General features: G+C 72.1%; 25 protein-coding genes. 15 read left to right on the top strand and 10 right to left on the bottom strand.

Going from position 1 to position 22,908, the window contains the following annotated elements:
• Positions 1-70: 70 nt before the first annotated feature.
• Positions 71-415, bottom strand: a complete 345-nt coding sequence (locus AB0F11_RS26295; RefSeq protein ID WP_362178409.1) for a VOC family protein — start codon at positions 413-415, stop codon at positions 71-73.
• Positions 412-582, bottom strand: a complete 171-nt coding sequence (locus AB0F11_RS26290) for a ribbon-helix-helix domain-containing protein (RefSeq protein WP_361907015.1) — start codon at positions 580-582, stop codon at positions 412-414. The genes AB0F11_RS26295 and AB0F11_RS26290 overlap by 4 nt, the downstream gene beginning before the upstream one ends.
• An 80-nt stretch (positions 583-662) precedes the next feature.
• On the opposite strand from AB0F11_RS26290, the gene AB0F11_RS26285 reads away from it, so the two are divergent.
• Positions 663-2,264, top strand: coding sequence for an MFS transporter (locus AB0F11_RS26285; protein ID WP_362178406.1), 1,602 nt, complete (start codon positions 663-665; stop codon positions 2,262-2,264).
• A gap of 67 nt (positions 2,265-2,331) precedes the next feature.
• Here the strand turns inward: AB0F11_RS26285 and AB0F11_RS26280 are convergent, their stop codons facing one another.
• Positions 2,332-2,826, bottom strand: coding sequence for a hypothetical protein (locus tag AB0F11_RS26280; protein WP_362178404.1), 495 nt, complete (start codon positions 2,824-2,826; stop codon positions 2,332-2,334).
• Positions 2,823-5,297 carry a molybdopterin-dependent oxidoreductase gene (locus AB0F11_RS26275; protein WP_362178402.1) on the bottom strand — a complete coding sequence of 825 codons (2,475 nt, stop codon included), beginning with the start codon at positions 5,295-5,297 and terminating at the stop codon, positions 2,823-2,825. Before AB0F11_RS26275 ends, AB0F11_RS26280 begins: the two co-directional genes overlap by 4 nt.
• A 167-nt stretch (positions 5,298-5,464) precedes the next feature.
• Here AB0F11_RS26275 and AB0F11_RS26270 point away from each other — a divergent pair, with 167 nt between their 5' ends.
• From AB0F11_RS26270 to AB0F11_RS26260, 3 genes are all read left to right on the top strand, one after another.
• Positions 5,465-6,013 carry a hemerythrin domain-containing protein gene (locus AB0F11_RS26270; RefSeq protein WP_362178399.1) on the top strand — a complete coding sequence of 183 codons (549 nt, stop codon included), beginning with the start codon at positions 5,465-5,467 and terminating at the stop codon, positions 6,011-6,013.
• A gap of 65 nt (positions 6,014-6,078) precedes the next feature.
• On the top strand, positions 6,079-7,125 hold the full coding sequence (locus AB0F11_RS26265; protein WP_362178396.1) for an SDR family oxidoreductase: 1,047 nt from the start codon (positions 6,079-6,081) through the stop codon (positions 7,123-7,125).
• Positions 7,126-7,484: 359 nt separating this feature from the next.
• Entirely contained in the window at positions 7,485-9,920 is a 2,436-nt protein-coding gene (locus AB0F11_RS26260; protein WP_362178393.1) for a SpoIIE family protein phosphatase, read from the top strand.
• Positions 9,921-9,928: 8 nt separating this feature from the next.
• On the opposite strand, the gene AB0F11_RS26255 is transcribed toward AB0F11_RS26260, so the two are convergent.
• Positions 9,929-11,008: an SRPBCC family protein gene (locus AB0F11_RS26255; RefSeq protein WP_362178391.1), complete on the bottom strand. Its 1,080-nt coding sequence runs from the start codon at positions 11,006-11,008 to the stop codon at positions 9,929-9,931.
• Between the two features lie 4 nt (positions 11,009-11,012).
• Positions 11,013-12,182, bottom strand: a complete 1,170-nt coding sequence (locus tag AB0F11_RS26250) for a histone protein (RefSeq protein WP_362178390.1) — start codon at positions 12,180-12,182, stop codon at positions 11,013-11,015.
• 181 nt (positions 12,183-12,363) lie between these two features.
• Between AB0F11_RS26250 and AB0F11_RS26245 the strand changes: the two genes are divergently transcribed.
• The 9 genes from AB0F11_RS26245 to AB0F11_RS26205 all read left to right on the top strand — a co-directional run bounded on the left by AB0F11_RS26245 (position 12,364) and on the right by AB0F11_RS26205 (position 17,438).
• Positions 12,364-12,735: a gas vesicle protein gene (locus tag AB0F11_RS26245; protein ID WP_362178387.1), complete on the top strand. Its 372-nt coding sequence runs from the start codon at positions 12,364-12,366 to the stop codon at positions 12,733-12,735.
• 32 nt (positions 12,736-12,767) lie between these two features.
• Positions 12,768-13,247, top strand: coding sequence for a gas vesicle protein GvpJ (gvpJ, locus tag AB0F11_RS26240; RefSeq protein ID WP_362178384.1), 480 nt, complete (start codon positions 12,768-12,770; stop codon positions 13,245-13,247).
• Between the two features lie 3 nt (positions 13,248-13,250).
• The gene (locus AB0F11_RS26235; RefSeq protein ID WP_362178382.1) at positions 13,251-13,967 is read left to right on the top strand and encodes a GvpL/GvpF family gas vesicle protein; all 717 of its coding nucleotides are present in this window, start codon (positions 13,251-13,253) and stop codon (positions 13,965-13,967) included.
• Between the two features lie 60 nt (positions 13,968-14,027).
• Positions 14,028-14,276, top strand: a complete 249-nt coding sequence (locus tag AB0F11_RS26230; protein WP_362178379.1) for a gas vesicle protein GvpG — start codon at positions 14,028-14,030, stop codon at positions 14,274-14,276.
• A 28-nt stretch (positions 14,277-14,304) separates the two neighbouring features.
• On the top strand, positions 14,305-14,766 hold the full coding sequence (locus AB0F11_RS26225) for a gas vesicle protein (RefSeq protein WP_362178376.1): 462 nt from the start codon (positions 14,305-14,307) through the stop codon (positions 14,764-14,766).
• The gene (locus tag AB0F11_RS26220) at positions 14,763-15,551 is read left to right on the top strand and encodes a GvpL/GvpF family gas vesicle protein (protein WP_362178374.1); all 789 of its coding nucleotides are present in this window, start codon (positions 14,763-14,765) and stop codon (positions 15,549-15,551) included. Before AB0F11_RS26225 ends, AB0F11_RS26220 begins: the two co-directional genes overlap by 4 nt.
• Complete coding sequence (locus AB0F11_RS26215) at positions 15,548-15,766, top strand: gas vesicle protein (RefSeq protein WP_362178372.1); 219 nt, start codon at positions 15,548-15,550, stop codon at positions 15,764-15,766. The genes AB0F11_RS26220 and AB0F11_RS26215 overlap by 4 nt, the downstream gene beginning before the upstream one ends.
• Positions 15,756-16,145 (top strand): gas vesicle protein K, encoded by a 390-nt coding sequence (locus AB0F11_RS26210; protein ID WP_362178369.1) that lies wholly within the window; start codon positions 15,756-15,758, stop codon positions 16,143-16,145. The genes AB0F11_RS26215 and AB0F11_RS26210 overlap by 11 nt, the downstream gene beginning before the upstream one ends.
• A gap of 192 nt (positions 16,146-16,337) precedes the next feature.
• Positions 16,338-17,438, top strand: coding sequence for a serine hydrolase domain-containing protein (locus tag AB0F11_RS26205; RefSeq protein ID WP_362178368.1), 1,101 nt, complete (start codon positions 16,338-16,340; stop codon positions 17,436-17,438).
• 14 nt (positions 17,439-17,452) lie between these two features.
• Here AB0F11_RS26205 and AB0F11_RS26200 read toward each other — a convergent pair whose 3' ends face one another.
• Positions 17,453-18,463, bottom strand: coding sequence for an NAD(P)-dependent alcohol dehydrogenase (locus AB0F11_RS26200; RefSeq protein WP_362178366.1), 1,011 nt, complete (start codon positions 18,461-18,463; stop codon positions 17,453-17,455).
• Between the two features lie 5 nt (positions 18,464-18,468).
• Complete coding sequence (locus tag AB0F11_RS26195; protein WP_362178364.1) at positions 18,469-18,834, bottom strand: nuclear transport factor 2 family protein; 366 nt, start codon at positions 18,832-18,834, stop codon at positions 18,469-18,471.
• A gap of 89 nt (positions 18,835-18,923) precedes the next feature.
• Here AB0F11_RS26195 and AB0F11_RS26190 point away from each other — a divergent pair, with 89 nt between their 5' ends.
• Positions 18,924-19,502 (top strand): TetR/AcrR family transcriptional regulator, encoded by a 579-nt coding sequence (locus tag AB0F11_RS26190; protein WP_362178361.1) that lies wholly within the window; start codon positions 18,924-18,926, stop codon positions 19,500-19,502.
• Between the two features lie 88 nt (positions 19,503-19,590).
• On the opposite strand, the gene AB0F11_RS26185 is transcribed toward AB0F11_RS26190, so the two are convergent.
• On the bottom strand, positions 19,591-20,469 hold the full coding sequence (locus tag AB0F11_RS26185) for an SDR family NAD(P)-dependent oxidoreductase (RefSeq protein WP_362178359.1): 879 nt from the start codon (positions 20,467-20,469) through the stop codon (positions 19,591-19,593).
• Between the two features lie 89 nt (positions 20,470-20,558).
• Positions 20,559-21,962 (bottom strand): dihydrolipoyl dehydrogenase, encoded by a 1,404-nt coding sequence (gene lpdA, locus AB0F11_RS26180; protein ID WP_362178357.1) that lies wholly within the window; start codon positions 21,960-21,962, stop codon positions 20,559-20,561.
• A 463-nt stretch (positions 21,963-22,425) separates the two neighbouring features.
• Here lpdA and AB0F11_RS26175 point away from each other — a divergent pair, with 463 nt between their 5' ends.
• The gene (locus AB0F11_RS26175) at positions 22,426-22,791 is read left to right on the top strand and encodes a hypothetical protein (RefSeq protein WP_362178355.1); all 366 of its coding nucleotides are present in this window, start codon (positions 22,426-22,428) and stop codon (positions 22,789-22,791) included.
• The last annotated feature ends 117 nt before the right edge of the window (positions 22,792-22,908 follow it).

Here is a 22,908-nt window from a genome sequence, read left to right as displayed (position 1 = left end):
AGTCCGCCCCCTCGTCGGCCGGTGCGACGAAGGGGCGGACCATGGGGACATGAGGGCAGCTGCCTCCTGCTTACTTCTTGATCGGCGCCTGCAGGCTCCAGACCCGCCCGTCGGGGTCGCGCACCTTCATCTCCTGCGTTCCGTAGTGGGTTTCCTCGAACGGCGTGACCACCTCGACGGACGGGTCGGCGAGGAACTCGCCGGCGTCCGCGACCTTGAGCACCACCTGGACCTCGGGCTTCTGGTCCTCGGGGATTTCGGCGAGCAGGAGGTAGGGCCCGTCACCGTTGCGGAGCATTCCCGAGCCTTCGGGAGTCGAGAACTCGACGTTGTACCCCAGCGTCTGGAAGAACTTGGCCGCCTTTCCCCAGTTGTGGGTCTCGAGGTAGACGCCTTCGATGCCTTCGGTGGTCATGCCTGCTTTCCCTTCGGAGGTTCCTGTTCGGATGCGTCGAGGTACGTGCGCAACGCCTCGGCGACCAGGGCCGAGAGCGACTGCTCGTTCTCGATGGCATGGTGCTTGATCTGCCGGATGAGCTCCACCGGCAAGTAGACGTTGAACTGTTTCACTTCTGCACGCATGCTAGCATGCTAGCACTTCTGACGCCCATTCACCTATGGGTGCGGACAAGAGAGTTACGAGCCGAGGAGGGCTCCGAACGATGAAACGCCAATGGTGGACGCTGCTGGTGGTGTGTGCTGCGACGTTCATGCTGCTGCTCGACGTCACGATCGTCGCGGTCGCACTGCCGGACATCCAGCACTCGCTGGACGCGAGCTTCAGCGGTCTGCAATGGACAACGGACGCGTACGCGTTAACTCTGGCGGCCCTCCTGCTCACCTCCGGCTCCCTGGCCGACCTGTACGGCCGGCGGCGCCTGTTCGTCATCGGCCTGACGGTCTTCACGGCCGGATCGCTGCTGTGCGGCGTCGCCCAGGACCAGCTGACGCTGATCCTGTCGCGCGCGGTGCAGGGCGTCGGCGGCGCCATCCTCTTCGCCACCTCCCTCGCGCTGCTCGCCGGCGCCTTCCAGGGCAGGGAGCGGGGCGCGGCCTTCGGCATCTGGGGCGCCGTCGCGGGTGTCGCGACCGCGCTCGGCCCGGTGCTGGGCGGCGTGATCACCAGCGGGATCAGCTGGCGCGGCATCTTCCTGGTGAACCTGCCGATCGGCATCGCCGCGCTCGTCATCACGCTGCGCCTGGTGGACGAGTCCCGTCCGCCGCGCGCCTCCAAGGTCGACTGGCTGGGCATCGTGCCCCTCACGGCGGGCCTGTTCAGCCTCGTGTACGCCCTGATCCGGGCGAGCGACACGGCATGGGACGAGCGGGGCGTGCTGATCTGCTTCGCGCTGGCCGCGGTGTTCCTGATCGCCTTCGTGGTGGTCGAATCGCGGGTGTCCGAGCCGATGTTCGACCTGTCGCTGCTGCGGACCCCGACCTTCCTCGGCGGCTCCATCGCGGCGTTCGCGATGAACGCCTCGCTGTTCGCGATGTTCATCTACCTCGTGCTGTACCTCCAGAACGACCTCGGCTACAGCGCAATGGGCACCGGCGCCCGCCTCCTGGTCAGCTCCGGGGCCACGCTCGTCGCCGCCATGGTGGCCGGCCGGGTGATGAGCCGGATCCCGACCCGGTGGCTGATCGGCCCGGGTCTCGTCGTGGTGGGCGTCGGCCTGCTGCTGATGACGGGCGTCTCCGCCGATTCGGACTGGACCCACCTCATCCCGGGCTTCATCGTCACGGGCATCGGCGCCGGCATGGTCAACCCGCCGCTGGCCTCGACCGCCATCGGTGTGGTCCCCGTGTGGCGGGCCGGCATGGCCTCCGGCGTGAACCAGACCTTCCGCCAGGTGGGCATCGCCGTCGGCATCGCCCTGTACGGCTCGATCTTCACGGCCTCCCTGCACGAATCCCTGCGCGAGCGGCTCTCGGCCATCCCCTCCCTCCAGGGGCAGACCGACACGATCGCGGACTCCATCCGCATGGGCGCCCCGGACCAGGCGATCGCCTCCGCTCCGGCGGAGCTGCGCGGCCAGGTGGAGCACGCCATCCACACCGGCTTCGCGACGTCCCTGAACGACCTGCTGTACGCCAGCGGCATCATCGCGCTGGTCGGCGGCGTCCTGGCCTTCGCCCTGATCCGCGCCAAGGACTTCGTCCCCCAGGGCGGCCCGGGCGGCCCGGGCGGTCCGGGCGGCGGTCCGGGCGGCCCCGGGGGCCGTCCGCAGCCGCAGGGCGCCGGGGCTCCGCAGCCGCAGGCGTAGGCAACCGGCAACCGGCACTGCACACGACACGGCCCGTGGTGTCGCGTGCAGTGCCGGGCTCTTGGGGTCAGAGGCTGCTCAGCACCTGCGGGGACAGGTTCTTGATCATGGTGTTGGCCCACTTCATCTGCCGGATCGTCTGCGGGTGGCAGGCCGTGCACGCCTCGAGGAGGCGTTGGTCGCGGGTGGCCTGCGCCGCCTGGGCGAGCATCTCCCAGTGCAGCGAGTTCCATACGGCTGCGAGGTGCAGGCGGCCCAGGTCGCGCAGCAGCACCAGCCCGTCCGGCAGGTCCGGGGGGTCGGAGCCGCCCCCGGCGACACCGGCACCCGCCTCCCCCGCGGTCGGGCCGGTCGTGCCGGTCGTGCCGTCACCGTCCGTGCCGTACTGCGGGCCGAGGGCGGCGAGCCGGTCGCTGTGCTCCCGGGACCAGCGGGCGAGGTCGAGAGCCACGTGGTGGACCTCCACCTCGGAGCCGTGGCGTTCCGCCGCGGCCCGCAGCGCCCGCTCGAGATTCTCCTCGCCGCGGTGGAGCTCCCCCAGGGTGAGCGCGATCGCGTTCATGACGGCTCCTCGGTCGCGCGGGCCTCGGGCCCGCCGGTGGTGGCCGGGATCCCGTCCGGGTCGGCGGGCGCCGAGGCCGTGGTGGTGGGTGCCGGAGCCGGGGTGCCGTCGCCGCGCTCGACGAGGGCGACCCGTGCGGCGGCGGTCTTGAAGAGGGGCTGCTTGGAGACCGGGTCCCAGTCGGTGACGGTGGTCTCGTTGGCGGCCCGGCCGGCGCGCCCCTCGCCGGGACCGCGGCCCCGAGGCGTGTCCCAGTAGCCGTAGTGGAACGGCAGGAAGACCAGCCCGTCGCGGATCGCGGTGATCCGCAGCCGGGCCAGGACCCCGCCGCGCGCGGTGGCCACCTCGATCAGGTCGCCCTCGTGCAGGCCGTGCGCGGCGGCCTCGGCGGGGCTGAGCTCCGCCCACACCTCCGGCGCCGCCGCGTTGAGCTGCGGCACCCGGCCGGTCTTGGTCCGGGTGTGGAAGTGGTAGAGGGTACGGCCCGTGGTGAGCTGCAGCGGGAACTCGCCGTCCGGCTCCTCGTGCGGCGGCACGTAGGCGGCGGCCTTGATGACCGCCTTCCCCTCGGGGTTGAGCGCCCGGTACTCCTCCTCCTCGACCGCCGCGCCGGTCAGCAGGTCCTTGCCGTACGTCTCGCAGTCGTCGGGGGCGGCCCAGCTGATGCCGTCGGTGTACAGCCGCTCGGTGCCCTCGGGCGCTGCCTCGGTACAGGGCCACTGGATGCCTCCGGAGCCGCGCAGCCGCTCGTACGTGATGCCGGTGTAGTCGCAGGGGCGTCCGGCACTGCACCGCTGCCAGGCCTCGAAGGCCTCCTGCGCGGTCCCCCAGGTGACGAGCGGTCCGCCGTCGCGGTCGCGGAAGTCCATGCGGCGGGCGTAGTCGAGGAAGATGTCCAGATCGGCGCGGGCGAGGCCGGGCGGCTCCACCGCCTTCTCGGACAGGTGGACGGTGCGGTCGGCGTTGGTGAACGTGCCGGTCTTCTCGCCCCACGTGGCGGCGGGCAGCACCACGTCCGCGTACTGCGCCGTCTCGGTCGCGAACAGGTCCTGCACCACGGTGAAGAGGCCCTCCTGCCCGAGGATGGAGCGGATGCGGCCGAGGTCGGGCAGCGAGACCGCCGGGTTGGTGCCGCTGATCCACAGCATCTTGACCGAGCCCTGCTCCGCGTAGCGGAAGATCTGCATGGCGTGGGTGGGCGGCCCGTAGTGCGGGATGGTCTCGGGGGTGACGTTCCAGATCCGCGCCAGCTCCTGGACGTGCGCGTCGTTCTGCCAGTTGCGGAAGCCCGGCAGGTCGCCGTCGGCGCCGGTCTCGCGGGTGTTCTGGGCGGTGGGCTGGCCGTTCATCTGCAGGACGCCGCAGCCGGGGCGGCCCAGCATGCCGCGCACCAGGTGCAGGTTGTTGACCTGGACGGCGGCCGCGGTGGCCTGGTGGGACTGGTAGACGCCCTGGAGCACGGTGGACAGCAGCCGGTCGGCGCCGCCGAGGAGTTCGGCGGCCTCTGCGATCGCGGCGGCGGGCACGTCGCAGATCCCGGCCGCCCACTGCGGTGTGCAGTCCGCCACCTGCTGCTCCAGCCGGTCGAAGCCGACGGTGTGGGCCTCCAGGTAGGCGCGGTCGATCCGGCCGTGGCGGAGGATCTCGTGCAGCAGGGCGTTGAGCAGCGCCAGGTTGGTGCCCGTACGGGGGGCCAGGTGCACGTCGGCGGCCCGGGCCACGGGCGTGGGCCGGGGGTCGACGCAGAGCAGGCGCGGCGGATCGGGTCCGGCCAGCCGGTCGAGCACCCGCATCCACAGCACGGGCTGGGTCTCGGCCATGTTGTGCCCGAAGAGGGCGAGCGTGTCGGCGTGGTCGACGTCCGTGTACGAGCCGGGCTGGCCGTCGCAGCCGAAGGTCTCCTTGAGCGCCTCGGCGGCGGTGGCCGTGCACAGGCGGGTGTTGCCGTCGAGGTGGTGGGTGCCGATGCCGGCCCGGGCCAGCACGGCGAGCGTGTAGTACTCCTCGAGGAAGAGCTGCCCGCTGGTGTAGAAGCCGATCGAGCCCGGGCCGTCCTCCTCCAGCAGGGACTCGGTGCGGTCGGCGACGGCGTCGAGGGCGGTGTCCCAGGAGCACTCCTGCAGGCGGCCGTCCCGGCGGATCAGCGGTGTGCGCAGCCGGTCCTCGGAATGGTTGGCCTGCCAGCCGAAGAGGTCCTTGGGACCGAGGCGGCCGCGGTTGACCCGGTCGCCGGTGCGGCCGCGGACCCCCACGATGCGGCCGTCGCGCACGGCGATGTCCATGGCGTCGCCGTTGGAGTGCAGCAGGGACGCGGAGGGCACCCACGCGTCGACGTCCCCGGGCAGGGTGCCGGGGGCGAGGTGCCCGTCCGTACGGGCGGGCCAGGGGGCGCCGCGCCGGTAGGGCGTGCGGCTGCCCCAGGGGTGTGCGATCCGGTCGGCCCGGTCGGCGCGCTCTACAGGTGCTCCCATCGCCCTTGCTCCTTTCGCCGGGACGGAACCGGTCACCCGCGCCTTCCCGGTTCCCCGCGCGGGACACGTGCGCGGCGCATGCATGTCCGGCGCCCCGGCGGGCAGCCGCACGACAGCAGGACCGGTACGACCAGTACCAGGCCGATCGAGGGCAGCAGGAGCGAGCCATGTCCACCGACGCCATCGTGATGTTGAGGGACGACCACAAGCAGATCCGCAAGCTCATCCGCGCCTACCGGGCGGCGGAGAGCGGCAGGGCCGACGGGCAGCGCGACGCCGCCGGGACCCGCCACACGGCCGCCGACCCGGCCGCAAAGGCCGAGGCGGTCGACGAGCTCCTGCACCTGCTCAGCGTCCACACGCACATCGAGGACGAGGTCATGTACCCCCGTGTGCGCCAGCTGGTCCCGCAGACCGGCAACACCGTGCTGGAGTTCCACGAGGAGCACCACGTCGCGGACGTCCTGGCGTGCGAGCTGGAGGGCATGGACCCGGCCGACGAGGCCTTCGACGCCAAGGCAAAGGTGCTGATGGAAGCCGTGGAGCGGCACATGGAGGTCGAGGAGGGCGCCTGGTTCCCCGAGGTGCGCCGGTCCGTGGGCCGCAAGGAGCTCCAGGCCATCGGCGCGCGCATGGCGGAGGCTCGGGAGCAGGCTCCGCAGCGACCGCAGCGATCGCTGCTGAAGAAGCTCGCCCACGCGCTCACCCCCGTGTGAGCGCCGGCCACGCCAAGGACTCGAGAAGACGCTGATGACACACGGCGGATACGGAGGACGCGACGATGGGACGCAGGCAGGGGCGGCAGGGGCACGGATCCAGGCCCCAGACCGTGGTGATCACCGGAGCCAGCGCGGGCGTCGGACGCGCCACGGCCCGCGCCTTCGCCGCGCGCGGGGCCCGGGTGGCCCTGATCGCCCGCGGCCGCGCGGGGCTGGAGGCGGCGGCGCGGGAGGTGGCCGAGGCGGGCGGCACGCCGCTGGTGGTGCCCGCCGACGTCTCCGACCACACCCAGGTCGACGCGGCCGCGGACGAGGTGGAGGCTGCCTTCGGGCCCGTCGACGTCTGGGTCAACGCCGCCTTCGCCACCGTCTTCGCGCCGTTCGAGGAGATCCGCCCCGAGGAGTTCCGCCGGGTGACGGAGGTGACGTACCTGGGGTACGTGCACGGGACGCGGGCCGCCCTGGCCCGGATGCTGCCCCGGGACTCGGGGGCGATCGTGCAGGTCGGCTCCGCCCTGGCCGAACGGGCGATCCCCCTGCAGTCGCCGTACTGCGGCGCCAAGCACGCCGTCCACGGGTTCACCTCCGCCGTCCGCACCGAGCTCCTGCACCGCGGCAGCCGGGTGCGCATCACGGTGGTCCAGCTGCCGGCCGTCAACACCCCGCAGTTCTCGTGGGGGCTCTCGCGGCTGCCGCGGCGGCCGCAGCCCGTGCCGCCGATCTACCAGCCGGAGGTGGCCGCCCGCGCCGTCGTCCACGCGGCCGACCACCCCGGACGCCGCGAGTACTGCGTGGGCGGCGCGACCCTGGTGACGGTGCTCGCCAACCGGGTCGCCCCCGGCCTGCTGGACCGGTACCTCGCACGCACCGGGTACGACTCCCAGCAGACCGGCGAGCCCGACATCGAGCCGCGCCCCCACAACCTGTGGCGCCCGCTCGACGGGGACGACGGCCGGGACTTCGGTGCCCACGGGCGCTTCGACGACCGCTCCCACCCGCGCTCCCCCGAGGCCTGGGCGGCGCGGCGCCCGCGGGCGCTGTGGGCCGCCCCGGCCGCGGCGCTGGCCGTGACCCTGGTGTACCGGCGCAGGAGCGCACGCCGCCGGTGATCAATCGGGGGGCTCCGGTACCGGCTCCTCCGGATCCCGTCCGCGCGACCGTACGGGCCCGTCCGGAGGATCCTCGGGCGCGGGAGCGTCCTCGGGCTGGGGGTCACGGGGGACGGGGTCCGGCCCGGAGGGCGTCCGGTCGGGGCCGTCGGGGGGCGGTTGCGTCGGCTGCGTCGTCATCACTGCGCTCACCTCCATGACTCGGGCTGCGACGTCCGTGACTCGGGCGGTCACGCCCACCCACGGCCGTCGGGCGGGCCGTGGTGTCGGTCCGTACTGCCCCGCGCCTTTCCCACGATGCCGGGATCATGCCTGGCACGACGCCTGCCTGAACGGTCCCGGAGTGGGATCCTCAAAGCATGGAGAGCGACCCCGTACTCCCCGAGTTTCACGGTGACGGCGCCACGCCCGAGGTGCTGGCCCTGGCCAAGGTCGTCGCCAGGCTGCGGGCCGAGGTCGTGGAGCTGGAGGCCGTGGCCTCGATGACGGGCGTCGTCGAACGGGCCAAGGGCGCCGTCATGGTCGAGGCGGGTGTCTCCGCCGACGCGGCGTACGAGCTGCTGTGCGCCCGCGCCGACAAGGGACGGCGCACGCTCATGGAGGAGTGCTGGATCACCCTGGGCAGGACCGGCCGGGGCGGCGTGTTCTCGCACCTCCACCTGCACCGCGGGGGACCGGCGGACGAATCCGGCCCCACCGCGGCCCCCGCGTCCGGCCCGTCGACGTTCGGCTCCAGCCGGTACGTGGCGAGCTCGGAGGGCGACGGGGGACGCTCCACGCTCCTGGCCCGGCTCGCCGAACACCTCACCGGCACGCGTACACCCCACGACGTGGCCGAGCTCCTGCGCACGGTCCTCGGCGAGCCCGAGGGCGTGGACGCCGTCATGATCTACACCGAGACGGCCACGGGCCGGCTGGAACTGGTCGGCCACGCCGGCATCGAGGACGCCCTCGCCGAGCAGTGGAGCCACATCCCGCCGCTCAGCGGCGTCGCGGCGATGGAGGCGCTCGCCGAGGGACGCGCGGTGTGGCTGGAGAACGCCGCGGAGGACGCCGTCCGGTACCTGCTGATAGGAGACCCGCCCGAGCGGTGGCCTTCGCGCGCCTGGATCCCGGTCCCCGGCCGGGCCCGGGTCGTCGTCGGCTTCTTGCGCAACCGGGAGGCCCCCTTCGAACCCCGGAGCCGGACCCTGCTGCGGCGGGCCGTCCGGATGTGCGCCGGGCCGCTCCGGGCCCTCCCCGGCGCCGCCCCGGACGCCCCCGAGGAGGACGTGGACCGGATCCAGCGGATCTTCGACGCCCTGTCCGGGCCGGCCATCCTGCTCAGCCCCCTGCGGACCGAGGCGGGGACGGTCGAGGACTACCGGATCGACGCGGCCGCCCCGGAGTCGGTGGACGTGGCCGGGCGGCGGGGCAGGGAGCTCGTGGGGCGCCGGGTCCTGGAGACCTACCCGACCGTGGCGGGCAGCGCCCTGTGGGACGGCTACCTGGAGACGCTGCTGACAGGAGCCGTCTACGAGGGGCTCCCCTTCACCTACCACGAGGTGCTCGCCGGCGTCCCGCACGAGTCGTCCTACTCCGTACGGGCGTCCCGGCTCGGCGACCGCCTGGTGGTGTCCTGGATCCGCCACGACACCAGCGAGCGCGAGGCCCACAGGCTGGCCGACATGCAGCGCCTGGGCAACCTCGGCTGGGCCAGCTGGAACCTGGCCGGCAATACCGTCCTCTGGTCGGAGCAGGTGTACGCCATCTTCGGCCGTGACCCGGCCGAGGGCCCCATGCCCCTCGAGGAGCTGCCCCGGCACCTGGTGCCGGAGGACGTCCTGCCGGTGGCGGCGGCGCTCCGGCAGCTGCTCGGCGACGGCACCGCCATCGACCAGCAGTTCCGCATCGCCACCGCCCAGGGGATCCGCCACCTGCGGTTCGTCGCGGAGGCGCAGACGGACGCCGACAGGACCCCGGTCGAGGCCCACGGCTTCTTCCAGGACCTCACCGCACAGCGGGACGCCGAGATCGCCCTGCGCGAGAGCGAACGCGTCAACCTCGTCCAGCGCGGCATGCTCCAGGCGGAACGCACCCTCGCCGCCCGGCTCCAGGAAACCCTGCTGCCGATCCCCGAGCAGTCCCTGGAACTCGCCGGGCTGCGCGTGGACGTCGCGTACGTGCCCGCCGACCGCGGGGTCAACGTCGGCGGCGACTGGTACAGCGCCATCGAGCTCCCCGACGGGGCGGCCCTCTTCGTCGTCGGCGACGTCGCCGGCCACGGCCTCGCGGCCGTCGGCACCATGGCCCAGCTCCGGTTCACCACGAAGGGCATGACCGTCACCGGATCTGCCCTGCCCGACGTCCTCAGCCGCCTCAACGCCCTGCTCCTGCACAGCACCCCGGACGTGCACGGAGCCACCGCCACCATGGTCATGGGCCGCTACCGGCCCGACGACCACCGGCTGACCTGGGTCAGGGCGGGGCACCTACCGCCGCTGCTGATCCGGGACGGGCGGGCGGAGTTCCTCGGGCAGCCGGAGGGCGGGCTCCTCGGAGCCGCCTTCGAGACCAGGTACGGGCAGGCCGAGATCGAACTCCTGCCGGGTGACCACCTGCTGCTCTACACCGACGGCCTCGTGGAGGTCCCGGGCGAGGACATCGACGAAGGGCTCGCCCGGCTCGCCGCGACCACCCTGCGGCTGGTGTGCAACGGCCGCCACGAAGACCTCGCCCCGACCCTGGCCGCGATGCGGCCGCAGCACCGCGACGACATCTGCGTCCTGGACATCCACGTACCCGACGCATCCTGAGAGGCCGGTCAGCGGCGCCGCCGCCGGGGGCGCCGCTCCTCCTCGTCCTCGGCCTCCTCCTCGTACTCCTCGTCTTCGGGCTCGTACTCCTCTTCGGGTTCTTCGGCTTCCTCGGCTTCCTCGGATTCTTCGGCTTCTTCCGGTTCTTCCTCTTCGTCTTCGTACTCCTCGTCCTCCTCGTCCTCGGGGTACTCCTGCCCGTCCTGCTCGTCCTGTTCCTCGTAGTCCTCCGGCTCCTCCGGTGCCTCGTCGGAGGACTCCTCCTGCTCGATGGCCTCGTCGTGGGTCCGTACGACCTCGCCGTCCCGTATCTCGCCGCGCCAGCCCTCCGGCTCCTCGTCGCCCGACAGGGTCACGTAGCGCACGAAGTGCTTGAGGTCCAGGCGCATCCGACGGCCCTGCGCACGCCAGAGGTTTCCCGTCTTCTCGAACAGACCGGAGGGGTAGTACTCGACGACCAGGAGCACGCGGGTGAGAGACGGGGCGAGCTCGTGGAAGCTGACGCATCCGCGCGTGGTTCCCTTGGCGCCCTCGGAGGTCCACACGATCCGGTCGTCGGGGATCTGCTCCTGGACCGTCGCCTTCCAACTACGGGTGGAGGGGCCCACCTTGACCTTCCAGTCGCTGGTGGTGTCGTCACCCTGGGAAACGCTGCGCACGCCCTTGGCGAAGGAGCCGAACTCCTCGTACTGGGTCCAGTGGTCGTAGGCGGTACGCAGGGGGACGCCGATGTCGACGGACTCCGCGATGTGCGTGGGCTTGGATCCGCTCTTGCGGCCTCTGCCCCCGCCGCCGCCCAGCAGGCCGCCGCCGAGGTCCTTGACCTTGTCCTTCAGGCCGCCGAGCGTACCGCCGACCGCAGCCTTGAGAGGTGAGTCGCCCTTGAGGAGCCGGCCGCCGATGTCGGCCAGCGAGCCGCCGTTCTCGGCGACGTCGGAGAGCTGGTCGGTGAAGTCGCCGAGCTTGTCGGAGGCCTTGTCCGCAAGTTGGTCGGCCTGGGCGGAGAGGTAGCCGCCAAGTTCTTCGAGCAGCTGGTCCATTGCGGACCCTTGGCCGCGCGAGCGGGCTCGGTGGGTGGTGGTGGCCATGGCGCTACCTCCGCGTCGTCGACTTGCGGGCCGACGTCTTCTTCGCCGGCGTGGCGGTCTTCTTGGCGCTGCTGCCGGTGCGCGCCGGCCTGCGCGAGGCGGTCTTCTTCGCCGGGGCCCTCTTGGACGGGGCCCTCTTGGCGGGGGCCCGCTTGGCCGGCGCCTGCTTGGCGGGCGCCCTCTTGGCGGGGGCCCGCTTGGCCGTCGTCTTCTTCGCTGCCGACTTCGGGGCCGCCGTCTTCGCAGCTGCCGTCTTCTTCGCCGCCGGCTTCGGGGCGGCCGCCTTCTTCGCCGGTGCTCCCGTGGACGCCGTCGTCTTCTTCGCCGCCGTCTTCTTCGCCGTCGTCTTCGTGGCTGCTGTCTTCTTGGCCGGCGTCTTCTCGGCCGACGCCTTCCGCGGAGCGGTCTTCTTCGCCGAAGCGGTCTTCTTCGCCGGTGCGCGGCTCGCCTGGGAGTCCGCCTTCTTGGCGGGCGCGGCCCGGCTGCGGGAAGCGGCCTTCTCGGCCGGCTTGTTGCGGGGTGCGGGCTTCCCGGCCGAGGGGGCGCCGCGGCGGGAGCGGGGCGCTGCCCGTGCCCGGCGGGGCTGCTCTTCCTCGGGCTCCTCGGCTTCCTCGGGCTCCACCTCGGACTCCGGCCCTTCGCCCTCTTCTTCCTCTCCCTCCTCTTCCCCCTCTTCCTCTTCCTCTTCGCCCCGCTCGTCGTCCTCGTCCTCGTACTCCTCGTCGCCCTGGTCCTCGTCCTCGTACTCCTCCTCGTAGGGCTCCTCCTCCCCCTCGGCCTCGTCCTCGTAGGGCTGGTCCTCGTAGGCCTCCTCCTCGTCTTCCTCGTACTCGTCCTGCAGCTCCTCCTCCTTCCTCGGCCCGCGGGTGAGTTCGAGCGTGCGCTGGTGGAGGGTGTCGGCCAGGTCGGAGAGCTGGCGGTTGGCCGCTGCGGTCAGGGCCTTGCGGCCCGCCTGGAGGGCCTCGCCGCGCACCTGCTCACCGAGTTCGGCGACCTGCGGCATCTCGGCGAGTTTGCGCAGTCCCTGGGTCATGAGCTGGCCCGGTTCGAGGCCGAACCTGCGGCCTGCGATGTAGGTGGCCAGCGACAAGGCCATGCGGCCCTTTTTCGCTCGGCCCAGTAGGTAGCCCCCAGTGATGGCGGCGGCCAAGGCGATCTTGCTCGTGTCCTCCATCAGCCTGGTCCTTTCCGAAGGCGGTGGACAGTCGGGCCGTGACCCGAGCGGTCCCTAGAGGCCTGCTCACGCCGCCGCGCAATATGCACGGATATGCGAAGAAAGTTCCACCTCCGGGGTGTGACGGGCGTAGGCGCGGGGAGAGGCCTTAAGCCAGGGAGTTTCGGTTCCGAGGGAGCAGATGGCCTTGCCGCAACCCGCACGGCGCCGGCGCAGTCCGGCGCAGGACGACGGCGAACAGCCGACCACCAGGCCCGCACGCAGGTCAGCGGCCGACCGCCGGCGGGGTGTGCCGGTGGCGTCCTCGGCCCTGCGGGCCGCCGTGGAGCAGTTGGCGGACCTGCTGGGCATGCGGCCCGAGTCGGTGTCCTCGCTGAGACCGACGGAGGAGGGCTGGGAGGCGGTGGTGGAGGTGCTCGAGCTGGCACGCATCCCCGACACCACCAGCGTCATGGGCAGCTACACGGTGACGCTGGACGATGAGGGCGAACTGGTGTCCTTCGAACGGACCCGGAGGTACAGCCGGGGCATGATCGACCGGCCGGACGGCTGACACCGGACGGGACGGCCGGGAAGGGAAGCGCCATGACGATAGTGCCGCAAGGAGCGGGCGGGAACCTCAGCCGCAGTGGTGGCGGAGGCACCAGCAGCCTTTACGACGTTCTGGAACTCATCCTCGACCGGGGACTGGTCATCGACGCCTTCGTGCGCATCTCCCTGGTCGGGATCGAGCTCATCAAGATCGACGCACGCATCGTCGTGGCCAGCGTCGACACCTACCTCCGCTTCGCCGAGGCCTGCAACCGGCTGGACCTGGAGGCGGGCCGCAAGGCCCCCGCCCAGCTGCCGGACGTCGTCGGCAAGGTGGTCGAAGGCGGCAGCAGCGGCAAGACCAAGGGCGCCCTGAGCGGCGCAATGGAGGCCGTGACGCAGTCGCTGACCGGTCGCGGCAGTGACGAGGAGGAGCCGGAGGAGGAAGAGCGCGAGCCGGAGGAGGAAGAGGAACAGCAGCCGGTCCGTCGACGGAGGTCCACCCGCCGGCCGGTGCACCGCGAGAGGGAGTGACCCATGGCCGTCTACGTCTACGCCGTCACCCTGCGCGACCACCCCTGCCGCCTGGACGGGCTCACCGGCGTCGGCTCGGACACCCCTCCCGTGCGCTCGCTGCAGACGCAGGAGCTGCAGGCGGTGGTCAGCGACATCGACGAGGAGGTCCGCCCCAAACGTCGGGACCTCGCCGCCCACCAGGCGGTCCTGGACCGGCTCCTGGAGGACGGGACCCCGCTGCCGTTGCAGTTCGGGTACACCGCCGCGGACGACGAGTCCGTACTCCGGGTCCTGGAGGAGGACTCGGCCACGTACCTCGATGCCCTGGCCGGGGTGCAGGGGTGCGTCGAGTACAACGTCAAGGCCGGGCGGGAGGAGGACCTCCTCCTGCGGGAGATCCTGGACGACTCCCCCCGGGCGCGCCTGCTCAACGAGGAGATCCGCGCCGGGGCCTCGGACCCCAGACTGTCGCTGGAGCTGGGGCAGCTGGTCGCGGCCGAGGTCGAGGTACGGCGCACGAACACCTCCACCGAGGTGATCCGGGCGCTGGCGCCCCTGGCCCGCGAGCACGTGCTCCACACGCCCACCGGCGAGGACTTCCTCAACCTTTCGCTGCTGGTGCCGCGGGACGAGGAGGACGCCTTCCTCGACGCCCACGCCGAACTGGCCCGGGACCTCGAGGCCGGTGTCCGGACCCGGGTGGCGGGACCGCTGCCCCCGTACAGCTTCGTACCGTAGGAACGGGCGCGGGAAGGCCATGGGAAGGCCATGGGAAGGCCGTAGGAAGGAGCGCAGGCCATGGGTCTGCTGGGCAAGCTGATCACCGCCCCGCTCTTCCCCGTGCGCTCCGTGGTGTGGGTGGCGCAGCGCGTGACGGAGAAGGCCGAGGCCGAGTACTACGACCCCGCCCCCGTGTGGGCCGCGCTCGCCGAGCTCGCGCGGCAGCTGTCCGACGGGGAGATCGACCAGGAGACGTTCGACCGCGAGGAGGACGCGCTGCTCGACCGCCTCCAGGAGATCGAGGAGTACCTCCACCGCAACCGGTGAGTGACGAGACCCGTCGGAGGCGAATGCCGTGTCTGATTCCCTGTCCCACAGGCTCGATGCGCGCCCCGCCATGGCGGGCTACCCGCCCGGCGGCTCCTCGGCCAGCCTCGCCGACATCCTCGAACGCGTGCTGGACAAGGGCATCGTCATCGCCGGCGACATCCGCATCAACCTGCTCGACATCGAGCTCCTGACCATCAAACTGCGCATCCTGATCGCCTCCGTCGACAAGGCGAAGGAGATGGGCATCGACTGGTGGGAGCACGATGCGTCGCTGTCCTCCGGGGCCTCCCGGCGCGAGGCGGACCGGTCGCTGGCCGCCGAGAACGAGCGTCTGCGCGCCGAACTGGAACAGCTGCGCCGGGCGACCGGGGCGGAGCCCGGTGCTCTGCCCCGCGGGGCGGAGGTGGAGCCCGAGGAGGAGCCCGAGGAGGAGGCTGTGGAGGAACCCTCCGTACGGCCCACAAAGAAGCGCAGGCCTCCGCGATGAACGACGCCCCGGCCACCCCGGCCCCCACCCTCACGTACGTCTACGCGGTCTCCGCGCCCGTGCCCGCGCTGGGAGAGGTCCTGGCGGCCCTGAAGGGCGTGGCAGGCACCCCCGTCACCCTTCTCCCGCCCTCCGGCCCCGTGTCGTTCACCGTCAGCGACGTCCCCCGCGCCGACTTCGACGAGGAGGCCCTCAAGGCACACTTCGAGGACCTCCGCTGGCTGGAGGACACCGCGCGGGCCCACCACCGTGTCATCGAGGTGCTCGCCTCGCACACCACCGTCCTGCCCCTGCGCATGGCGACCCTCTACCAGGACAGCGCGAGCGCCCTGGACGCCCTGCGGGCCCAGAGCGGGGCCTTCGCTGCGCAGCTGGCCCGGCTGAGCGGCCACGCCGAGTACGGCGTCAAGATCTACGTACGTCCGGCCGACCGGCCCGCGGCCGAGCCGGCACCGGCGGCCGCGAGCCCCGGCAAGGCGTACCTGGCCGCGCGGCGGGCCCAGCACCATGCCCACGAGGACCACTACCGGCAGGCGCAGCTGGCCACCGAACGGATCGCCGACCTGGCCCGCCGCCATACCGCGGGCCTGGTGCGCCACCCCGCCCAGAGCGGGCCGCTCGCCGCCTCCGCAACGGAGGAGAACGTCCTCAACGACGCCTACCTCGTGGCCGACCCCCAGGCCGACGCCTTCCGGGCGGCGGTCACCGGTGCGGCGCAGGACCTCCCCGGGATCCGCATCGAGGTGACCGGCCCCTGGGCCCCCTACTCCTTCGCAGCACCATGACCCCCGCCGACCGTCCCGCTGCCGTCCCACCCGGTACCGCCCTGCCCGCCCGGCAGGTGGCCCTCGTCGACCTCCTCGACCGGCTCCTGGCGGGCGGTGTGGTCATCACCGGCGACATCGTCCTCTCCATCGCCGACATCGACCTCGTACGGATCTCCCTGCGCGCCCTGATCAGCTCGGTCTCCACCGCGGACGGTGAGCACCATGGCCCCTGACATCCCGGACCTCCGCGCGATCGGCGACACGATGGCCGAAGCCCTCAGCCTGCTCCCCGCCACCCCGGCCGAGACGGCGGAGGCGACGGCCGCCCCCTCCCCCGGCCACCGCATGCGCACCAACCCCGACACCGTGGCGGAGGACCTCGTCAAACTCGTCCTGACCCTCGTGGAGCTCCTGCGCCAGCTGATCGAACGCCAGGCCCTGCGCCGCGTCGAAGCGGGCGGTCTCACCGACGCTCAGGAGGAGGAGCTCGGCGCCACCCTCCTGGCCCTCCACGACCGCATGACGGACCTTTGCGCCCAACACGGCTACACCCTCGCCGACCTCAACCTCGACCTGGGCCCCTTGGGCACCCTTCTTCCCCCCTCCACCTGAACACCGCCGCCGGGGGGGGCAGCCCCACCCGGAACGGGTGGGTGGCCGCATCGTGGCGGGTGGGCTCCTGCGCAGATGCTGGGTCCGGCGTAAGTCGCCGGATTTCCCGACGGTTCCACAGGAGTTGACGTGCGTGAGCAAAGCGGGCAGGGGTGGCGTTCTTCCGGACGGCGCGGTGGGCGGCGCAGGTTCGTGTCGGGTGCGGTCGCGGTGGCCCTCGCAGGGGTGGCGACGGTTGCTCTGGCGCCGCCGGCGGTGTCCGCCGGTGCCCGGCCGGACGGTGTCCGGCCGGCACTGGAGGCCCTGGTCCACTCCGACGGGCTGCCCGCCGCGCTGGCGAGCGTCCAGGGGCTCGACGGGCGCCTGCGCACGTACACCGCGGGGGTCGGCGACCTGGCCACCGGCTCCGAGGTGCCCGGTGACGGCCAGGTCCGCGTGGGCAGCAACACCAAGACGTTCACCGCCGTGGTCGTGCTGCAACTGGTCGGCGAGGGGAGGATCCGACTCGACGACCCGGTCGACACCCATCTGCCGGGCCTCGTACGCGGAGCGGGGATCGACGGGCGCCGCATCACCGTCCGTCAGCTCCTCCAGCAGACCAGCGGACTGCCCGACTACACCAGGGCCGACCTGCAGCCCCGGTACTACGACCCCCGCGAACTCCTCGGCTTCGCCCTCCGGTACGAGGCCGACTTCGCGCCCGGGGCGAAATGGGCGTACAGCAACACGAACTACGTGCTGGCCGGCCTGATCGTCCAGGAGGTCACCGGCCGCCCACTCGCCGAGGAGATGGACCGGCGCATCATCCGGCGCCTCGGCCTGCGCCACACATCCTTCCCCGCTCCGGGCGAGGTGACCCTCCGCGCGCCCCATCCCCACGGGTATGACCGGGATGCGGCGGACGGGCCACTGCGCGACGTCACGGACATGGATCCCTCCTGGGCCTGGGCGGCGGGCCAGATCGTCTCCACCAACTCCGACCTCAACCGGTTCTTCAGCGCGCTGATCGCCGGCCGGCTCCTTCCCGCCGCGCAGCTCGACCAGATGCGTACGACCGTCCCCGCCGGACACCCCTTCGGCTCCGGCGCCCGCTACGGGCTCGGGCTCGTCAGCACGCCGCTGTCGTGCGGCGGTGTCGCCTGGGGCCACGGCGGCAGCTTCCCCGGGTACGAGACCCGGGGCGGCGTCACCGGCGGCGGGCGCGCCGCTCATGTCGCGGTGACCGCCAGGCCGTCCGACGGGGCGGTCATGGAGCGGCTGGAGGGGGTCGTGGATGCGGCCCTGTGCCGCTGAACGGGCCTTCCGGCTCAGGTGTGGCTGATGACGACCTTGCCGAAGGCGTCGCCTGCGGCGTAGTGGCGGTAGGCGTCCGCGGCCTCGTCGAAGAGGAAGACGCGGTCGATCAGGGGGCGCAGCCCGCGGGCCTCGATGAGGGCGTTCATGGCGGTGAACTGGGCGCGGCTGCCGACGGCCACACTGCGGATGGTCGCGCCGGCGGCGAAGAGGGCGCGGGGGTCGAGGGGCGGGGCGGTCTTGCCGACGAAGCCGACGCAGGCGATGGTGCCGGCCAGGGCGATGGCGCGGACCGACTCGTGGAGGAGGCCGGCGACGTCGACGATGCGGTCGGCGCCGCGGCCGCCGGTGAGGGTGCGGACCTCGTCGGCCCAGTCGGGGGTCGCCACGTAGTCGACGACGTGGTCGGCGCCGAGCTCGCGCAGACGTGCGGCCTTGGCGGGGCTGCTGGTCGTGGCGATCACGCGGGCGCCGAGCGCCTTGGCGAACCGGAGCGCGAAGAGGGAGACGCCGCCGGAACCCTGCACCACGACGGTGTCGCCGGGGCGGACGCCGGCTCCGTCGCCGGTGAGCGCGTTCCACGCGGTGACCGCAGCGCAGGGCAGGGTCGCGGCTTCCTCGTAGGTCAGGTGTGCGGGAACGGCGACGAGTGAGTCCGCGTCCACCACGGCAAGTTCGGTGAGCATGCCGTCCAGCGAGCCGCCGCGCTGGGGAAGGTGCTCGACGGCGAACGGCCCGTCCTGCCAGGAGGGGAAGAGCGTGGCCGCGACGCGGTCACCGACGCGTACGGTGTGCACGCCCGGGCCGACTGCGACCACGTCGCCGGCGCCGTCCGAGACGGGGACGACGTCCGGCTTGACCGGCAGGACGTACGTCCCGTCGAGCACCATGAGTTCGCGGTAGCTCAGGGAGGTCGCGCGCACCGCCACCAGGGCCTGGCCGGGGCCCGGCTCGGGGGTGGCGTGCTCGCGGACGGCCAGGCCGGACAGTCCGGCCCCGCTGTGTGACAGGTGGTAGCTGCGCATCGGGGTCATACCTCCGCGGTCTTGCTGAAGCCGAGGGCCTCGACGATGAGGCCGTCGACGACCCGCATGACGTTCACGCCGCTCACCCAGTCCTGGGGGCCCTCCCCGAACCGGTAGTTCCACAGGATCGTTGCGCGGTCGCCCGCCACGATCACCTCCTGCGGCGTGAACTGCGTGCCGAGGTCCTCGACGAGCGCCGTCCACCACGCCGTACAGGCCTCGCGCCCGACGACCCGCTCGCCGGTGGGTGCGGGGCGGACGCTCTCCATGACGCAGTCCTCGGCGATCAGGTCGGCCAGGAGGCCGGCCTCGTGCTGGGTGAACGCGCGGTTGAAGCGCTCGATGACCTCGGTGGTGGTGCGGACGAGCATGACTCCTCCTCAAAAGAGATCGACCATTCGGTCTACTTCAATAGATAGACCGGTTGTTCTACTGCGTCAAGGGCTGCCACAATGCCGGCATGACCGCCTCCGCCGCCAAGCCGGGACCTCGCGAACGACTGCTGCTCGCCGCCCAGGAGCTGACCTACGCCCAGGGCGTCGGTGTCGGCGTCGACGCCCTGCTCAAGGCGGCCGGCGTCGCCCGGCGCTCGCTGTACGAGCACTTCGGGGGCAAGGACGGGCTCATCGCCGAGGTGCTGCGCCGCAGCACGGCCGAGGACGAACAGCAGTACCGTGCGACGATGGCCGCCGCGGGCGACGACCCCCGGGCCCGGCTCCTCGCGGTGGTCGACCGGCTCGGGCGCATCGCCTCCGACCCCGGCTTCCACGGCTGCCGGTACCTCGCCGCCGACCTCGCGCTCACGGACCCGGCCCACCCCGGGCACGAGGTCACCCGGACCTACCGGCGCGCCCTGCACCGCCTGTTCGCCGACGAGTTCGTCGCCCTGGGGCACGCGCGCCCGTCCTTCGCCGCCGACCAGCTGCTCATCCTCGTCGACGGGCTCCTTGCCGCCGGTGCGACCCGCCCGGACAGCAGTCCCGCCCCCGCCTCCCGCGAACTCGCCGAGCACATCATCGACTCGGGCCTTCGCGCGTGAGCCGGCCCGCCGGCCGGTGACCGGGCCGTCGCGCCCGGTCACCGTCCTGCCGCGGTCAGGCCGGGGTCAGGCCGCGGTCAGGCCGCGGTCAGGCCGCCGACTGCCCGCCGGTGGACCCCGGTGCGGCGATCGCGTGTTCCGCGGCCCGGCTGACCTGCTCCCATGCGGACCAGGTGTCCATCCGCCGCCGCGCCATGTCGAACGCGACGTCGTAGACCATGCTGCCCAACAGGAGGCGCAGCGGGGGCTCGTCGCTGTCGACGAGCTTCAGCAGGGCCTGCGCCGCGAGCTTCGGGTCGCTGTCGACCGACCCCTCGGCAAACTGCTTCTGCAGCTCCTCCCGCAGCGGCCCGTACGCCTCCAGCGGGCTGGTGCTGCTCATGGCGGTGTAGAGGTCGGTCCAGTAGCCGCCGGGCTGGATGATGCTCACCTTGACCCCGAAGCCGGCCGCCTCCATGGCGAGGGCCTCGCTGAGCCCTTCGAGCGCGAACTTGCTGGCGCTGTAGAGGCCGGTGCTCGGGAAGCCGCCCAGCGCCGCGATGCTGGAGACCTGGACCAGGTGACCGGAGCCCTGCGCGCGCAGCGTGGGCATCACCGCCTGGGCCACCCACAGCGCCCCGAAGAAGTTGAGCTCCATCTGCGCCCGGGCCTCGGCCTCGGTGAACTCCTCGACCATCCCCATCGACAGCGAGCCGGCGTTGTTGACGACGATGTCGAGCCGCCCGAAGTGCCCCACGGCCTCGGCGACGGCCGCGAACACCGCAGCGCGGTCGGTCACGTCCATGCTCAGGGGCAGGACGCGCCCGGGGTGGGCGGCGGCCAGCTCCTCCAGCGGCGCGGCGGTCCGTGCGGCGATCGCCACCCGGTCCCCCGCGGCCAGTGCCGCATCGGCGAAGGCGCGGCCGAGACCCCGGCTGGCGCCGGTGATGAACCAGACGCGGCCGGTGTTGTCGTCTGCGGTCGGCATATGTGGTACTCCCCTGTCGATAGCCGAGACGTTTCGTCTCACTGAATGGTCATACGGAGCTCCTGAACACCGCCCGGAAACGGGTCGGTTCAGAAGTTGATCATGTGACCGGCGATGCCGTGGATCGCTTCCTTCACGGCCTCGCCGAGCGTCGGGTGGGCGTGGATGTTGCGCGCCACCTCGTGCACGGTCAGGTCCCACTGCTGGGCCAGGGTCAGCTCGGGCAGCAGCTCCGTGACGTCGGGGCCGATGAGGTGGGCGCCGAGGAGTTCGCCGTGCGTGGCGTCGGCGACGATCTTCACGAAGCCGGTCGGGTCGCCCAGCCCGTGGGACTTGCCGTTGGCGGTGAACGGGAAGCTGGCGACCTTGACGTCGTAGCCCTTCTCGCGGGCCTGCTTCTCCGTCCAGCCGAAGCTGGCGATCTGCGGCTGGCAGTAGGTGGCCCGCGGGATCATCGGGTAGTCGAGCTCCATGGTCTCGGCGTCCGCGATGGTCTCGGCGGCGACGACGCCCATCGCCTCGGCGGTGTGCGCGAGCATCAGCTTCGCGGTCACGTCGCCGATGGCGTAGATGTGCGGCACGGAGGTGCGGCAGCGGCCGTCGACGTCGATCGCACCGCGCTCGGTGAGGGCGACGCCGGTGTTCTCCAGACCGTAGCCCGAGACGTTGGGCGCGAAGCCGATGGCCTGCAGCACCTTGTCGGCCTCGAGGACCCGCTGTGCGCCGTCCTTGCCGGTGACGGTGACACGGACCTGCGGGCCGGACTCGTCGATCGACTCGACCCGGGTCGAGGTGAGCACGTCGATGCCGAGCTTGCGGTACTGCTTGGCCAGTTCCTTGGAGACGTCCTCGTCCTCCAGCGGGGCGATCCGGTCCAGGAACTCGACGACGGTGACCTTCACCCCGTAGTTGTGCAGGACGTAAGCGAACTCGATCCCGATCGCGCCGGCGCCCGCGATGACGATCGACTGCGGCAGGTCGTCGGCAAGGATCTGCTCCTCGTACGTCACCACGCGCGCGCTGCGGGCGGTGCCGGGCAGCAGACGCGGGGTGGCCCCCGTGGCGATGATGCAATGGCCGAAAGTGATCGTTTGCGCGGTGCCGTCGACCTTGTTCACCTGGAGCGTGTCTGCGTCGAGGAAGGTGCCCCGGCCGTCGAACTCGGTGATCGCGTTCTTCTTCATCAGGTAGTGGACGCCCTTGACCCGGCCGTCGGCGACCCGGCGGCTGCGCCGGAACGCCTCGCCGTAGTCGAAGGAGACGGTGCCGTCGACCTTGATGCCGAAGGTCTTGGCCTCGTGCTGGAAGATGTGGGCGAGCTCGGCGTTGCGCAGCAGCGCCTTGGTCGGAATGCAGCCGACGTTCAGGCAGACGCCGCCCCAGTACTTCTCCTCGACGACCGCGACCTGCAGGCCCAGCTGGGCGGCGCGGATGGCGGCGACGTAACCGCCGGGGCCGGCCCCGAGTACGACGACATCGAAGTGCGTGTGCATGTGAATTCCTCAGAGTCGGAAGCAGGGGTGCCAGGATCCCCCGGTCCAGGGCGGAAGTTGGCCGGACGCGCCGCGAACACGCCAAACCGTCAAGGCGGTCAGGAGCCCGACGACCACCCCGACCCGGAGGGCGGCGCCGAGGTCGCCCGGACTCCGGCGTGACGCCGGCGTGACGCCGGCGCTGCGGCGAACGCGCTTCTCCTGCCGGCACACAGCCTCCCCTGAGGCCGTGGCGGGATCAACGCAAAGATCGTGCACCGATCGATAACGCGGCGGTTATCGCAGGAGCGGGTCGCAACCCGCCATCCGCGCCGAATGTCGACAACGGCCTTAAATCGCCGCTTAGTTATGCCCAAAAGGTGACTGTCTGCAGTCTGACGTGTTCGGATAGCAATGACCCGGCGCCTGGAACGGCCTGCCGACGGTCGGCGGGGATCCCAGCGTGTCCCGAAAGGAACCCCTCATGGTCCGCACCCGTTACGCCGCCGCTCTGGCCACCATGGCCTTCACCGCCCTGGCGGTCACCGCGAGCCCCGCCTCGGCCGCGCCCGGCGACACCGCCACCATGTGCTCCAGCACGCTCACCCCGGACGGCTGGGTGGACGTCCAGTGGTGGAACAGCGGCGGCTGCGGCTCCGGCTTCAACCCCAACACCAAGCAGATCAAGGACCTCCGCGGCTACCCGGTCGGGACCCAGGTCAACGCCTGCGCCTCCACCTGGGCGCCCGCCGGCTGGACCGTCGTCAGCAGCTACTACTCCGCCGGCTGCCGCTACTCCTCCGTCCCCAGCTTCAACGCCAACACCTGGACCCTGAAGCGCACCTCCTGACCCCCTCCCGCACCTGCCACCGGGCGCCGGGGGGCGGGGGCCCCCCGGGGCCCCCCCCCCCCCCACGCCACCGCCGTCCGCTATCCGACCGGTTCGCCGACGGGCTCGATCACCACG

The organism is Streptomyces sp. NPDC032472 (assembly GCF_040636955.1).
Taxonomy (GTDB): Bacteria; Actinomycetota; Actinomycetes; order Streptomycetales; family Streptomycetaceae; genus Streptomyces.
The sequence above is the reverse complement of the archived record's forward strand: the minus strand, read 5'-3'. Positions and strand labels throughout refer to the sequence as shown.